Below are 14,341 nucleotides of genomic sequence, written 5' to 3' on the forward strand. Positions count from 1 at the left end.
GTCAGCGCACAACCTGGCTGGCTTCGTGCACGAGCTGCGCGTATAGCGCATGTCGTTCGCGGCGAATGCGACCGTCGGCGACCGCTTCGAGAATCGCGCAGCCGGGCTCGTGCAAGTGGTGGCAGTTGTAGAAGCGACAGTTGGGCAACAGCGGCCGGAACTCGGGAAACGCGCGTTCGAGCCGGCCCTCGGTCAAGTGATGCAGGCCAAATTCCTGGAAGCCGGGCGAGTCGATCAGCGCGCCGTTCCCGGTGGCACCGTCGGCGCCGGTCGGCCCGCCAGGCAGCGGATAAAGCCGCGTAAACGTCGTGGTATGGCGCCCACTGTTCAGCGCCGTGGAAATCTCGCGTGTGGCGACTTCGGCATCCGGAATCAGAAGATTCACGAGTGTGGATTTGCCCATGCCCGACTGGCCGAGCAAAAGTGTCGAGTGACCGTGCAAATGCTCGATCAATGCCGCCCGCGCGGCCTCGGGCTGTGCCTTGATCGACACTTCCACGACCGTGTAGCCGAGCGCGCGATACGGCTCAAGCCGCTTTCGCGCAGCTTCTAGTGCGTCGGTCACGTCGATCTTGTTCAGCACGATCAGCGGTTTTAGCTCGTTAGCCTCGGCGGCGACGAGCGCGCGCCCGAGCAGGTCTTCGCTGAAGTGCGGTTCGGTGGCGAGCACGATCAGCAACTGGTCAAGGTTCGCGGCGAAGAGCTTGGACTTGTACTGATCCGAGCGGTACAGCAGATTGCGCCGCTCGCCGATCTCGACGATCACGCCCTGGTCGGCCGAAGTGGGCTCGTAAAGCACGCGGTCGCCGACCGCCACCTCGCTGCGCTTGCCGCGCGGAAAGCATTGCAGCATCGGGCCGCCGTGTTCCGGCGCAACGAGGTAGTGGCGGCCATGCGCGGCCACGACGAGACCGCCTACGCGCGTCGCGGAGCTCGCGCGCGGCGTTTGTCTGGAGCGGCCGCTCATGCGTGCCGCAGCAGTCGGTCGATCCGCTGCGAGGCCGGCGGATGCGAATAATAGAACGCGGTATACAGCGGATCGGGCGTCAGCGTGGACGCATTGTCTTCGTACAGCTTGACGAGCGCGTTGATGAGGTCTTGCGCGTCCGTCTGCGTGGCGGCGAACGCGTCGGCCTCGAACTCGTGCTTGCGCGAGGTCAGGCTGCCAAGCGGCGTAACGAAGAAGACGAATACCGGCAATGCGAGGAAGAACAGCACCAGCGCCAGCGCACTATTGCCGCCGACGAGCGAAGGCCGCACACCGAGCCCTTCGTAGAACCACACCTGCTGCGTAAGCCAGCCAAGCAGCGCGAGCAGTGCGAGGCTGATCGCAAAGGTCACGAGCATGCGCTTGATCACGTGACGGCGCTTGAAATGGCCGAGTTCGTGCGCAAGCACAGCCTCGATCTCGCTGCCCGACAGGCGCGCCAGCAGCGTGTCGAAAAACACGATCCGCTTGGCCGCGCCGAAGCCGGTGAAGTACGCGTTGCCGTGCGCGGAGCGGCGGCTGCCGTCCATCACGAAGAGGCCCTTGGCGGCGAAGCCGCAGCGCTTCATCAGCGCTTCGATGCGGCTTTTCAGCGCTTCGTCCTTGAGCGGCTCGAACTTGTTGAAAAGCGGCGCGATAAAGGTCGGGTACAGCACGAGCACCAGCATCTGGAAGACGACCCAGACGATCCACGTCCACAGCCACCAGAAGCTGCCCGCGCGGTTCATCAGCCACAGCACGACGAACAGCAGCGGCAACCCGAACGCGGCGCCGAGCAACACGCCCTTCAGCCGGTCGACGACGAAAATGCGCAAGCTCATCCGGTTAAAGCCAAAGCGTTGCTCGATCACGAACTGGCGGTAGTAGTCGAACGGCAGGTCGACCGCGCTGGTGATCGCGATCACTGCCGCGACGAGCGCGATCTGGCCGATGTACCCGCGGCCAAGCCAGTCCGTGATAGCGAGATCCAGCGCCTGCACGCCGCCCAGCAGCGTGAGGCCGATCAGAAGCGCGGCCCCGACGACGATTTCGATCATGGTCAGACGCGTGCGCTCGACGGTGTAGTCGGCGGCGCGCTGGTGCGCGGCGAGCGCGATCGTGCCGGCGAACTGGCTGGGCACCTGCTCGCGATGGCCCGCGACGAAGCGGATCTGCCGCGACGCGAGCCACAGCTTGGTGCCGACCATGGCCACGACGGCAACGACGAACAGAACGGTGAAGTACAGGGTAGGCATCCGTGGATTCCGTGGTATCTATGCGAGAATTATATGTTTCTTCCCGCCTCGCAGCGGGGACCTGCTTAAAGCATCTTCAATCATCCCTATCCACCTCAAACGAACGATGGTCGCGGCGTCGGGCTTGCCAGCAAGCTTTCGCTCCGGCCATCAGGGTTGCCTTCATGACTGACATCCTCGAATCCGCTCAACAGCCGCCGCTCGTGCGCAGCGACATGAACCTCGTCTGGCTGGACATGGAAATGACCGGGCTCAACCCCGACTCCGACCGCATCATCGAAATTGCGGTGGTGGTGACGAATTCGACGCTCGACAGAATGGTCGAAGGTCCGGTGCTGGCCATCCATCAGAGCGACGAGACGCTCGCCAGGATGGACCAGTGGAATCAGAACACGCATGGGCGCTCCGGGCTGATCGACCGCGTGAAGGCTTCGACGGTGAGCGAAGCCGATGCCACCGAGCTGATCCGTGATTTTCTCGGCGCCTACGTGCCGCCGGGCAAGTCGCCGATGTGCGGCAATTCGATCTGCCAGGACCGGCGCTTCATGGCGCGCTGGATGCCGGAGCTCGAGACCTTTTTCCATTACCGCAATCTCGACGTCAGCACGCTCAAGGAGCTGTGCCGACGCTGGCAGCCGGCCATCTACAAAGGCTTCCAGAAACGCGCGATGCACACGGCGCTCGCCGACATCCACGAATCCATTGACGAGCTGAAGTACTACCGCGAGCACTTTCTCGTTCCGCCCGCGCCGGATGCTTCGATGAACGCCGAATAACCGGCGCCGCCGCAATCACACCGGCCGGGGCGCGCGCACCGCGTTCTTCGGCCGGAACGCCTTCACGACTTCGTCGCGGGTTTCTACATACGGCCCGCCGATCAGATCGATGCAATACGGCACCGCCGCGAAGATGCCCGGCACCTTCACTGCGCCGCCGGATTCCGCATCGCGCACGCCTTCCAGCGTTTCCTTGATCGACTTCGGCTGGCCCGGCAGGTTGATGATCAGCGCTGCGTGGTCCGCCGTTTCGCGAATCACCGCGACCTGGCGCGACAGGATCGCGGTCGGCACGAAGTTCAGGCTGATCTGCCGCATCTGCTCGCCGAATCCCGGCATTTCTCTGGTGGCTACGGCCAGCGTTGCCTCGGGCGTGACGTCGCGCCGGGCCGGGCCGGTGCCGCCCGTGGTCAACACCAGATCGCAACCGAGTTCGTCCACCAGTTCCGTGAGCGTCGCGGAAATGGTCGGCGCGTCGTCCTGAATCAGGCGCGTGACCACTTGCCACGGCGAGCTCAACGCGGCGCCGAGCCATTCCTGCAAGGCCGGAATGCCCTTGTCCTCGTACACGCCAGTGGATGCGCGGTCGCTCACCGACACGAGGCCGATCAGGATCTCGTCCGGGTGGCTGCGCGCGGGCTTACGGGCGGAGTCAGGCTTCGCGGTCGTCATCGTCGTCTTCCTCGGCGTCGTCATCAGCGGACTCGGTCGCAGCCGCGGGTCCGTCCGCATTCTTGATCCATTGGAACAGTTCGCGGAAGTAGCGCGGCGGCTTGTTCTGCTGCGCTTCCTTGCGGGCGTTACGGATCAGCGTGCGGCCTTGCTGCGGATCCGCGTTCGGATGCTGACGGATGAACTCGGTCAGCGCGGCGTCGTCGGCGAGCAGCTTCTCGCGGGTGCGCTCGATCCAGTGCAGCCTCGCCGTTTCCGCCTTGTTGACGCCGTTATAGGTGTCGAGCGCGGTGCGCAGCGCAGCGGTTTCCTCATCGAGCAGCGAGCGCATGACGCGGCCCACGTACTGAAGTTGCCGGCGCTTGCCTTCATGGTCGGTGATGCGGCGCGCTTCGCGCACTGCGTCGTCGAGCTTCTCGGGCATCGGCATGCGCTTGAGCGCGTCTTTGGGCAGCGCGATCAGCGCCTCGCCCAGTTCCTGCAGCGCGTGCATTTCGCGCTTCAACTGGGACTTGCTTGGACGGTCGTAGCCGTTCTCGTCGACTTCCGGCTCGGCGGATTCGATGGGCTGAATGCGGGTTTTGCGTGTCATGCCGATATTGTAGCGTGCCGGGCCCGGCTAACCCGCCGCCGCGCCGCTAGCAACGGCGTGTGTCTGCCAAAAAACCGCGCTGCGAATACCAGGTGCGCCAGCGCTTAGCTTGCTATGATCGCGGGATGCTTTAACCATGCCCATGCGCATGTCATGCTCGATGAAGCGCGCCGGGGCGCACGCGAGCCGCGCGACCCGTGCGACGCGCGCATGGACGAACACCGGGCCGCTCGGCCCCCAAAGGACGGCAACGACAATGGCAGCAGACATGGACGTCAAGCAGCGCTTTTTTCCGCATACCCAGGATGAACTGAAGGAAATCGCCTCGGACATCCTTCGTCACGCGAAGTCGCTCGGCGGCACCGACGCAGCGACCGAAATCTCCGAAGGCGACGGCCTGTCCGTCTCCGTGCGGCGCGGCGAAGTCGAGACGATCGAGCACAACCGCGACAAGATGGTCGGCGTGACGGTGTTCATCGGCAACAAGCGCGGTAACGCGAGCACCTCCGACTTTTCGTCGCAGGCGCTGAAGGACACGGTGGCGGCGGCGTACAACATTGCCCGCTTCACCGCCGAGGACGATTGCGCGGGCCTCGCGGAAGCCGAATTGCTCGAAAAAGAGCCGCGCGATCTCGACCTGTATCACCCGTGGAATCTGTCCGCCGACGAAGCCGTGGAAATCGCCCGCCGCGCTGAAGACGCCGCCTTCGCCACCGATCCGCAAATCAAGAATTCGGAAGGCGCGAGTGTGTCGGCGCAGCATTCGCAGTTCGTGCTCGCCACGTCGCGCGGTTTTCTCGCGGGCTATCCGTACTCGCGCCATTACATTGCATGCGCGCCGATTGCCGGCAGCGGGCGCAACATGCAGCGCGACGACTGGTACACGTCCATGCGCAACGCAGAGCAACTGGCCGATCCGGAAGCGGTGGGCCGTTACGCGGCGCAGCGGGCGCTTGCGCGCATCGGCGCGCGCGGTTTGGATACCCGCAAGGTGCCGGTACTGTTCGAGGCGCCGCTCGCCGCCGGTCTGCTCGGCGCGTTCGTGCAGGCTACGAGCGGCGGCGCGCTGTATCGCAAGACCTCGTTTCTCGTCGACAGTCTCGGCAAGCCGGTGTTCGCGCCGCATGTGCAGATTGTCGAAGATCCGCATGTGCCGCGTGCAATGGGCAGCGCGCCGTTCGACGAAGAGGGCGTGCGCACGCGGCAACGCTCGGTGGTGAAGGACGGCGTCGTGGAGGGCTATTTCCTGTCGACCTATTCCGCGCGCAAGCTCGGCATGCAGACCACCGGCAACGCCGGCGGCTCGCACAACCTGTCGCTGCAAAGTTCTAACACGCGCGCCGAGGACGACTTCGAGGAAATGCTGCGCAAGCTCGGCACCGGCCTTTTGCTGACCGAATTGATGGGGCAGGGCGTGAACTACGTGACGGGCGACTATTCGCGCGGCGCGTCGGGCTTCTGGGTCGAGAACGGCAAGATCCAGTATCCGGTCGAGGAAATCACCGTTGCGAGCACTTTGCAGGAAATGTTCCGGCATATCGTCGCAATCGGCGCGGATACCATCACGCGGGGCACCAAGCAGACGGGTTCGGTGCTCATCGAGCGGATGACTATCGCGGGTCAGTAAGCGGGCTCTATCCTTCGGGCGCGACAGCCGCTACGGAGGACTTCCCAAAGCAAAACGCCACGCGAGGCTTGCGTGGCGTTCTTCTTTTGACGGCGCGCCGCAGGGCGCTTTCTGTGTTTCATGGCGCCGTGAGGGCGTGCAGCGACGCGGCGCCTGGCCCGCTTCGCTCCTAGCGACCTTTGCGCGTATAGGTCACGAACGCATAGTCGAAATCGTTCGGCGCGTGCGCGCGATGCGTTTCGTGGGCAACCTCTTGCCACTCATGCGGATCGACCGCCGGGAAAGTTGCGTCGCCTTTGAAGTCGGCCGAGATCTCGGTGACGATCAGCTTGTCCGCAAGACGCAGCCCTTCCACATACAACTGCGCACCGCCAATCAGAAACGCTTCCGGCGCCTGATCCTGCGCGGCGAGCTTCAGCGCTTCGTCGAGCGTGGTGGCCGCGTCGCAGCCCTGGAAGCGCCGCGTCGCATCCCGTGTCACGACGATGTTGCGGCGTCCCGGCAGCGGCCTGCCGATCGACTCATGCGTCTTGCGCCCCATGATGATGGGCGCGCCCATAGTCGTGCGCTTGAAAAACGCCAGGTCTTCGGGAAGTCGCCAGGGCAACTGGTTGTCGCGGCCGATCACGCCGTTATTGGCGCGAGCGACGATCAGGGTGAGCGTCGTCATCGAATGGAAAGGGGAACGTAACCGGATCGATTCTACCTGACCCAGGCAGCCGGTTCGCTGCGCGCGCGGGCCGTGTGCCGCGTGCGGGACGAGGCGCGGCCTGTCCGGCGCAGGGCTATTCCGGCAGATGGTCCGCCACGCCGCCCTCCGTGGTACGGGCGGCTTCGCATAGGTAGCGGCGGCGGCAGGCGCGGCGGCGGGGCGATCTCGTCCCACAGGGTGACGCGCGCGCCACCGCGGACACGCAATAACGGTAATCGCATGATGAGTCTCCTCTGCACGGCGATTAGCGAAACCCGTGCCAAGCCGCCCAATTCCCCGACGCATCGGCTTGCAAGTCGACCCCCGAACAATCGAATTAAAAGAATTGGCCAAAAACGTTTCAGGTCTGAAACGGGAAGAAGGAAATACCTATTAAGTGTTAATTGATGCGGTACGAACTACCTGCGCGGCCGCCAATGAGAAAAGCGCATCTACATTTCGTTATTCGTAAGTTGATTACATATTCGCCGCGCCGCGGGCCTTGCTGGGAAAGGCAGGCGGATTAAATTCGCATAATTGTTTTCCAAGCGGCGCGCGTATAGTAAGCTCTCGGAAAGAGCTCAAAATTTTAAAAAAGCCCGCTAACGGGCCGTCTCAAACACACACGCCGCTTTCTGGGGATCAGCTGTCCGCACGGAATGGAATGGCCGTTCGGTTTTTGCTATTTGCGAATCCCGAATGTGCCAGCGTGTCTGAATCGCGGTTCAGGTGCGTGCATCATCCTTAACGTTCGTTGACGAGAGGATCTGAATAATGGAACCCGCAACGCGGCAACTGATTTACGTTTCGCGCGAGCCGAGCGCGGAACTGCACACCCGCTTCCACCAGCGCGGCTGGCACGTGGAAGTGGTGGGATCGGCGCGCGACGCGCGCCGGGCCGTACGCGCCGGCTCGGCAGCGGGTGGCCTGCTCGATCTGTCCAGTCATTTCCAGCCGCATGAAATCGCCGCTTTCGAATCCTGCCTGACCATGCCCAATGTGGGCTGGGTGGCGGCGACCGTCCCCGGTCAACTTCAGGACGCGGCGCTGCGCCGCCTCGTGCGCGATTATTGCTTCGACTATGTGACCGTGCCGTATTCCGGCGACCGCATCGTGGACTCCGTCGGCCACGCATACGGCATGATTTCGCTTGGCGAACCGGCGTCGAACGACGCTTCGCAAGGTGCAGAAGGCGAAATGGTCGGCTCGTGCGACGCCATGCTTGCCCTTTTCCGCTCGATCCGCAAGGTCGCGATGACCGACGCGCCGGTCTTCATCTCGGGCGAATCGGGCACGGGCAAGGAACTCACGGCAGTGGCGATTCACGAACGCTCGGCCCGGCGTAACGCGCCGTTCGTGCCAATCAACTGCGGCGCCATTCCACCGCACCTGCTGCAGTCCGAACTATTCGGCTATGAGCGCGGCGCCTTCACCGGCGCGAACCAGCGCAAGATAGGCCGCGTGGAAGCGGCCAACGGCGGCACGCTGTTTCTCGACGAAATCGGCGACCTGCCGCTGGAAAGCCAGGCGAGCCTGCTGCGCTTCCTGCAGGAGCGCAAGGTGGAGCGGCTGGGCGGCCATAGCGCGATCGACGTCGACGTGCGGATCATCTCGGCCACGCACGTGGACATGACGGCAGCGATGATCGAAGGGCGCTTTCGCTCCGACCTGTATCACCGCCTATGCGTGCTGCAGATCGACGAGCCGCCGCTGCGCGCCCGCGGCAAGGACATCGAGCTGCTTGCGCGCCACATGCTGGAACGTTTCAAGAAAGACGCAAGCCGCCGGCTGCGCGGTTTCGCGCCGGACGCCATCGCGGCTTTGCACAACTACGGCTGGCCGGGCAACGTGCGCGAACTCATCAACCGCGTGCGGCGGGCGATTGTGATGTCCGAGGGGCGTGCAATCACGGCACGCGATCTGGAGCTGGCCGAGTATGTCGAGATCGTGCCGGTGTCGCTCGCGCAGGCGCGTGAAGCCGCCGAGCGTCAGGCCATTGAGCTTGCGCTGTTGCGGCACCGCGGCCGTCTTGGCGACGCGGCGCAGGAACTCGGCATTTCGCGCGTCACGCTGTACAGGCTGCTGTGCTCGCACGGCATGCGTCATATGGAAAGCGAACCGCTGTCGTCGTCGCATGGCAGCTTGCCGGCGTCGGTGCCGCATCTCTGACAGACGGTGCCTTGCGGTTGTGAACGCCGTCCCGGTGGGTCGAACGACCGGGCGGTGGCAATCCGCGGTTTGCAGGCGGGGTTCCAACTGCCTCGTATGCCGTTGCCTTTTGCTCGATGGCACAGGCTTCTTCGCATCTCGCGCATGATGTTCGCGGCGTTGGCGTTGGCGTTGGCTTCCGGTTCCGCCTCGCCAGTCGCCTCCGCATTCGCCCCGGCGTCTGCACCAGCCCCGGCTTCGGCATCCGGCGGCCGCACTTGGTAAAATCGGGTTTTCCGCTCAATCTCGCGGTGCGCTGCCTGGAGCTTCTCTGGGCGCGGGCCGTGCCGAAGGGACCCGCATGAAACAATACCTGGACCTCGTCCGCACGATTCTCGACACTGGCACGTGGCAGGAGAATCGCACCGGCATTCGCACGATCAGCATGCCGGGCGCCATGTTGCGCTTCGATCTCCAGCAGGGTTTCCCGGCGGTTACCACGAAGAAACTGGCGTTCAAGTCGGCCGTGGGCGAACTCGTCGGCTTCCTGCGCGCGTCGCGCAGCGCGGCCGATTTCCGCGACCTCGGCTGCAAGGTGTGGGACGCGAACGCGAATCAGAATCCGCAGTGGCTCGCCAACCCGTATCGCCAAGGTCCGGACGATCTGGGCGACGTGTACGGCGTGCAATGGCGCCAGTGGCCCGCCTACAAGGTGCTGGATGCCTCGGCTAGTGCGCAGCTTGCCGATGCGCGCGCGCGCGGCTTCCAGGTCGTCACCGAATTCGACGAAAACGGCAGCCGCAAGGTGCTGCTGTACAAGGCGATCGATCAGTTGCGCCAGTGCCTCGACACCATCATGCAGAACCCGTCGGACCGGCGCATTCTGTTTCATGCGTGGAACCCGGCGGTGCTGGATCAGATTGCGTTGCCGGCTTGCCACCTGCTCTATCAGTTCCTGCCGAATGTCGCGCGTCGCGAGATTTCCCTGTGTCTGTACATTCGTAGCAACGATGTCGGGCTGGGCACCCCGTTCAATCTGACCGAGGGCGCGGTTTTGTTGCATCTGGTCGGCCGCCTGACCGGTTTCACGCCGCGCTGGTTCACGTACTTCATCGGCGACGCGCACATCTACGAAAATCAGCTCGACATGCTGAACCAGCAGCTCACGCGCGAGCCCTATGAGAGCCCGACGCTGGCCATTTCCGAACGCGTGCCCGAGTACGCGAAGACCGGCGTGTACGCTCCCGAATGGTTGGAAAAAATCGAACCGTCGGATTTTTCGCTGGTCGGCTACCGGCATCACGAACCGTTGACGGCGCCAATGGCTGTTTGAGAGGGCGCCATACAAAGGCCCCCGCGATCCGTATCGCGGGGGCCTTTATTTTGTGCCGACGAATCGCGAAGCGTCGGACAGCAGGGGACGCTTAGCCTCGATGATGCTCGTCGTGGCCACCGCCCGAATGCTGGTCCCCGTGCTGTGGTTGCGGGCGTGGCTGCTGCGCCTGAGGCTGCGGGTGCGGTTCCGGACGTGGCTGCATCTGCTGCGGATGAAACTCCGGCCGCGGCTGTTGTTGAACCTGGGGCTGAGGACGCGGCTCCTGGCGCGGTTGCATCTGCTGCGGATGGAACTCTGGGCGAGCTTGCTGTTGAACCTGGGGCTGAGGACGCGGCTCCTGGCGCGGCTGCGTCTGCTGCGGATGAAACTCTTGACGAGGTTGCTGTTGCGCCTGTAGCTGCGGTTCCGGACGCGTCTGCATCTGCTGTGGGCGAGACTCGGCATAAGCCTGCTGCTGCGTCCGCGCATCGGGGGCCGGCTGGGCGCGCTGCGGCCGCATGCCCTGCGCTGACAGTTCCTGACTCGGGGCCTGAGCCTGCGCCTGCTGACGCGGCTGCGGTTGGCCTTGTGGCCGATCAAACCCGCCTCCTTGGGCGCGATAATCGCCCCGCGGCGTCTGCAAATCCCGCTGCTGCCCTTGAGCCTGGAGCATGCCCGGCTGTTGCGTCGCCGCCCGATTTTCCGGCGGATGCGGGACGGCGCGCTGGCGCAGCGCTGCGTTCTGGTCTGCGCCAACCGGCTGTGCGATTTCAGGCCTTGCGATTTGTGATGCTTCGCCGCCGCGCGGCCGGCCTTGCGGCGCTGCTTGTTGTGCCTGCCGCGTCTGCTGCGCCTGTAGCGCCATCGGCGTATGCGGCTGCGTCCACACAGGCTCGTGGCGCCCGTCCGCCGCCGCTTGCTGGGCCGTGCCGCGCTGCTGCGCGAAGCCCGGCGCATTGCCACCGTTCCCACCGTTGCCACCGTTCTCACGCGGCGGACGCGGCACGCCGTTCGACAGCGCGTCGGCCCCTCCGCGCTGCGGACCACGCGCCTGATCAAGCGTGCCCGGCCGAGCCTGCTGCATACCCGGACGTTGCGCTTGTCCCGCGGCAGGCGCGTCGCCCGCACCGGGTCCCGGGTGTTGGTCACGGCTCACGATGCCGGCCGCGCTCTGTCCGCCCGGCAGCGTCTGCGGCACAGGCGCGCCCGCTGCCGCGCCAGGCATGCGGCCGGGAATATGCGACTGCACGACCCGCACGTTCGCGACCGGCGACGCACCGCGTCCATCGACGAAGTGCGCCGGCATCGACGTCCGCACGATCGGCTGCCCTGCGCCAGGCACGCGGGCACCGCTTTGCGCGAAACGCTGCGCAAGGCCGTCGCGATAGGCGGGCGGCACCGACGGACTGCGCGTCGCGACCACCGGACGCGTCATGGCCTGCGCCGGCGGCCGGTGATCCGCGCTGCGCTGGCCCGGTCCGAAACTCTCGTGCACCGGCGCAATACCAGGCGCGCCGGGGTTGATGCGGGCGTTGCGCCACTGCGCCGGATCGACCTTCTGTGCGAAGCGTCCGACCGGCTGCCCGTGCACGAAAGCCGTCGCCGGCACAGCGGTTACGGCCCGCGGCGCCCGATAGTTGATGTACGTGTTGTGGACGTTGGTGATGTTCGTGACGTGATAGTTGTTGACCACCGTCGTCTGATTGACGCGTTCGTAGTAGCGTGGGCTCCAGCTGTCGCGTCCGCCCCATTGCGGGTGCCATCGTTCCCCGGGGCCGAGCGGGAACCACGCGACGCCGGCCGCCATCGCGCCGCCAATCGCCAGATTCACGCCCCAGTCGACTCCGGCGCCGCCACCGCCAACAAACGCGACCAATGCCGGTGCATAAACCGGCGGTGCGCTTACGACGACCGGACCGGGCACCCATGCCCACGAATCGTCGACATAAGCCCAGCGGCCGTAGTGGTAAGGCGCGAAGCCCCACGGCGCGTCATCCACCCAGGTCCAGCCCCAAGGCGCCTGCCATACCCAGTGGCCCTCCCGGTAGGGCGCCCAGCCAGCGGGCGTCGCGCGCGGCACCCATACTTCGCCGTACTGCGGGCTGCTGCGCCATGTGCCGTTGACGTCGAGGTCCTGATAACCCGGAATCTCGCGCGATACATAGCGCGCCGACACCGAGCGGTCTTCGGCGGCGTCGCGACTCGCTGCCCATTGATCGAAGCCGTCCGGCTCCGGTACGCCGCTGTCGGCGAGCGTCTGCAGGTTGGTGCCCGCAAAGCGCACCTGCTGACCGGCGGCAATCGGCATCTGAGCGCCATCGCCGTAAGCCGTCGCGCTGCCGCTGCGCACGGTGACGGTGGTGCTGCTGCCGTCCGGCGCGACGTCGACGCGATAGTCGCCCGGTCCGTTCAGTCCGAGCGCGAGATTGGGCGTGTCGATTTCATACGACGATCCCGGCGGCAGTTGCCGCACATGCGCCGACAGCGTGCCTTGCGCAACCTTGAGCTGGGCGCTGTTGTCGTCGAGATTCAGCAGGTCGAGGCTGGTGGACTGACCAAGACGCAGCGCCGTCGAGCCGATATGCAGCTCCGAGCGGGCGTTTGCGTCGTTCCACAACTGGTCGCCGGTTGTCAGCGGCCGGTTGATCTGCGCGTATGACCAGTCGGCGGCGCCGGCCGGCTCGCTGGTCACGGTTCCGGCCATGTAGTTCAGACGCGCGACGCGTCCGGGCGGGTCGGTGTTCTGGGTGGCCGCAGCTTGCGGCGCGGGGACGGCTTGCTGCGCGAGCGCGCACTGCGTCGCCAGCAGAAACGCCGCCGTGGCGATCAGCGTGTAGCAGACAGGGCGATGTCCCGAAGGTAAGCGTGAGGTCTTGGCGTGCATGTTCTGTTCTCCGACGGACGCATTTGCATGCGGTATCCGTGAATCACTCTACCTGCAGCGCCTGTTTCAAGGCCCCCACATTTGTAAGGCCGCCTCACCAGCGGTAACAAAAGGTCTCGATCGGTCCACAGCCGTTGCCGATCTGCGGTTCCGGACGGCGTTGCTCAGTCGGCGAGAAACGCGTCGAAGTGTCGATGACCGGCGGGCGTGATGCGCAGAATACGCGGACGCTCGGTCCGCTCCACCCAGCCATGCGCGGCCCACGACTCCAGCAACGCCGCGCCGAGTGCGCCCCCGAGGTGCGGGCGGCGCTCGCTCCAGTCCGGGCAGGTGCAGGCAAAGCGGCGCCGGCGGCTGCGCTGCGCCGACAGGTCGACGCCCCAGTCGGCAAAGCGGGCGGCGCCCTCGGAGGTCGCTTCGAGCGACGTGCCTTGCAGGCTCAGCAGTCCGCGCGCGACCAGCCGCTCGAACACCCGCACTGACAGCTCGCCCGCCATGTGGTCGTAGCAGGTGCGCGCGTAGCGCATCTCAGTCGGCACGGTGCGCACGGGGCGCGGCGTGGGGCGCTGCGGCGCGCTGACTTGCGCGACGTTGGCGAGCGCTTCAATGGACGCGGCGATATCCGCCGACGCTATGCGGAAATACCGATGCCGCCCTCGCACCTCGAGCGCGAGCAGGCCGCCCTCGGTGAGCCGGGCGAGGTGCGCGCTGGCGGCCGACGGCGAGAGTCCCGCGATCATCGTCAGTTCGCCGGCGGGGCGGGCGCTGCCGTCCATCAGCGCCCACAGCATGGCGGCGCGGCCGGGGTCCGCCAGCAGCGCGCCGATCCGGCTGAGGCCGGGAAAGTGATTGTGTTCGTCTGCGAGGAGGGCGGACATAGGGTGCTCCAAGTTCTGTCGGATTTGCGCCGTGCGGGCGGCGCAACAGCTCATGCAGCGACTTCGTGCAGCCACTTCATGCGGCCACTTTACGCGGCGCGTTCATTCGATGTTTCAGCTTAACGTGAACAGTGGATTGCGGCCTCTACGAAATTCCGCCGTTATGGTGCGCGCGTCTGCCTGCTTGCGAACCCGCGAGCCTGCGGCAACGGGCTGGCGCGAGCGTCAGCGGCGCCAGGCTAGAATCGACGCCTGTCTTTGCAGGAACGCAGTCATGAAAATCGTATTGGGCTTGCTGGCGTCTGTCCTGTTGCTGGGCGCGTGCGCGCAAGGCGGTTCGTCCGGGGGCGGCAGCGTCACGATGTACGGCACCATCGACGAAGGGATTACCTTTCACGGCAAATAGTGGACCGGCTGGCTGTGGCGCGTTCCGCGGTCCAGTGATGCGATGGATGGCAGTAAATGATGCATCATTGTCACGACTGCCACCTGTGGTCGTGTGACGATGCACCTTTCGTCACTCGAGCCATTGAGT

12 protein-coding genes are annotated in these 14,341 nt (G+C 65.3%); 5 read left to right on the forward strand and 7 right to left on the reverse strand.

Going from position 1 to position 14,341, the window contains the following annotated elements:
• Nucleotide 1: 1 nt before the first annotated feature.
• Nucleotides 2-967: a ribosome small subunit-dependent GTPase A gene (gene rsgA, locus JNB89_RS26820; protein ID WP_220364203.1), complete on the reverse strand. Its 966-nt coding sequence runs from the start codon at nt 965-967 to the stop codon at nt 2-4.
• A complete protein-coding gene (locus tag JNB89_RS26825; RefSeq protein WP_220364204.1) occupies nt 964-2,223 on the reverse strand; it encodes a M48 family metallopeptidase in 1,260 nt (419 codons plus the stop codon). Before JNB89_RS26825 ends, rsgA begins: the two co-directional genes overlap by 4 nt.
• A gap of 164 nt (nt 2,224-2,387) precedes the next feature.
• On the opposite strand from JNB89_RS26825, the gene orn reads away from it, so the two are divergent.
• Entirely contained in the window at nt 2,388-2,999 is a 612-nt protein-coding gene (gene orn / locus JNB89_RS26830) for an oligoribonuclease (protein WP_220364205.1), read from the forward strand.
• A gap of 15 nt (nt 3,000-3,014) precedes the next feature.
• Here orn and mog read toward each other — a convergent pair whose 3' ends face one another.
• A complete protein-coding gene (gene mog, locus JNB89_RS26835; protein WP_135892793.1) occupies nt 3,015-3,671 on the reverse strand; it encodes a molybdopterin adenylyltransferase in 657 nt (218 codons plus the stop codon).
• The gene (gene yjgA / locus JNB89_RS26840) at nt 3,652-4,263 is read right to left on the reverse strand and encodes a ribosome biogenesis factor YjgA (RefSeq protein ID WP_220364206.1); all 612 of its coding nucleotides are present in this window, start codon (nt 4,261-4,263) and stop codon (nt 3,652-3,654) included. Before yjgA ends, mog begins: the two co-directional genes overlap by 20 nt.
• A 256-nt stretch (nt 4,264-4,519) precedes the next feature.
• Here yjgA and pmbA point away from each other — a divergent pair, with 256 nt between their 5' ends.
• Nucleotides 4,520-5,890, forward strand: coding sequence for a metalloprotease PmbA (gene pmbA, locus JNB89_RS26845; RefSeq protein WP_013340103.1), 1,371 nt, complete (start codon nt 4,520-4,522; stop codon nt 5,888-5,890).
• A 169-nt stretch (nt 5,891-6,059) separates the two neighbouring features.
• On the opposite strand, the gene JNB89_RS26850 is transcribed toward pmbA, so the two are convergent.
• On the reverse strand, nt 6,060-6,560 hold the full coding sequence (locus JNB89_RS26850) for a dihydrofolate reductase (protein ID WP_220364207.1): 501 nt from the start codon (nt 6,558-6,560) through the stop codon (nt 6,060-6,062).
• Between the two features lie 795 nt (nt 6,561-7,355).
• Here JNB89_RS26850 and JNB89_RS26855 point away from each other — a divergent pair.
• The gene (locus tag JNB89_RS26855; protein ID WP_013340101.1) at nt 7,356-8,750 is read left to right on the forward strand and encodes a sigma-54 dependent transcriptional regulator; all 1,395 of its coding nucleotides are present in this window, start codon (nt 7,356-7,358) and stop codon (nt 8,748-8,750) included.
• Between the two features lie 340 nt (nt 8,751-9,090).
• Nucleotides 9,091-10,062, forward strand: coding sequence for a thymidylate synthase (locus tag JNB89_RS26860; RefSeq protein ID WP_220364208.1), 972 nt, complete (start codon nt 9,091-9,093; stop codon nt 10,060-10,062).
• 91 nt (nt 10,063-10,153) lie between these two features.
• Here JNB89_RS26860 and JNB89_RS26865 read toward each other — a convergent pair whose 3' ends face one another.
• Together JNB89_RS26865 and JNB89_RS26870 are read right to left on the reverse strand one after the other, a co-directional pair.
• Entirely contained in the window at nt 10,154-12,928 is a 2,775-nt protein-coding gene (locus tag JNB89_RS26865) for a DUF6600 domain-containing protein (protein WP_220364209.1), read from the reverse strand.
• Between the two features lie 164 nt (nt 12,929-13,092).
• The gene (locus tag JNB89_RS26870; protein WP_220364210.1) at nt 13,093-13,806 is read right to left on the reverse strand and encodes an ArsR/SmtB family transcription factor; all 714 of its coding nucleotides are present in this window, start codon (nt 13,804-13,806) and stop codon (nt 13,093-13,095) included.
• Between the two features lie 274 nt (nt 13,807-14,080).
• Between JNB89_RS26870 and JNB89_RS31265 the strand changes: the two genes are divergently transcribed.
• Complete coding sequence (locus JNB89_RS31265; RefSeq protein ID WP_013340097.1) at nt 14,081-14,212, forward strand: hypothetical protein; 132 nt, start codon at nt 14,081-14,083, stop codon at nt 14,210-14,212.
• Nucleotides 14,213-14,341: the final 129 nt, after the last annotated feature.

Origin of the sequence: Paraburkholderia phenoliruptrix (genome assembly GCF_019511605.1) — a bacterium.
GTDB classification, from domain to species: Bacteria; Pseudomonadota; Gammaproteobacteria; order Burkholderiales; family Burkholderiaceae; genus Paraburkholderia; species Paraburkholderia phenoliruptrix_A.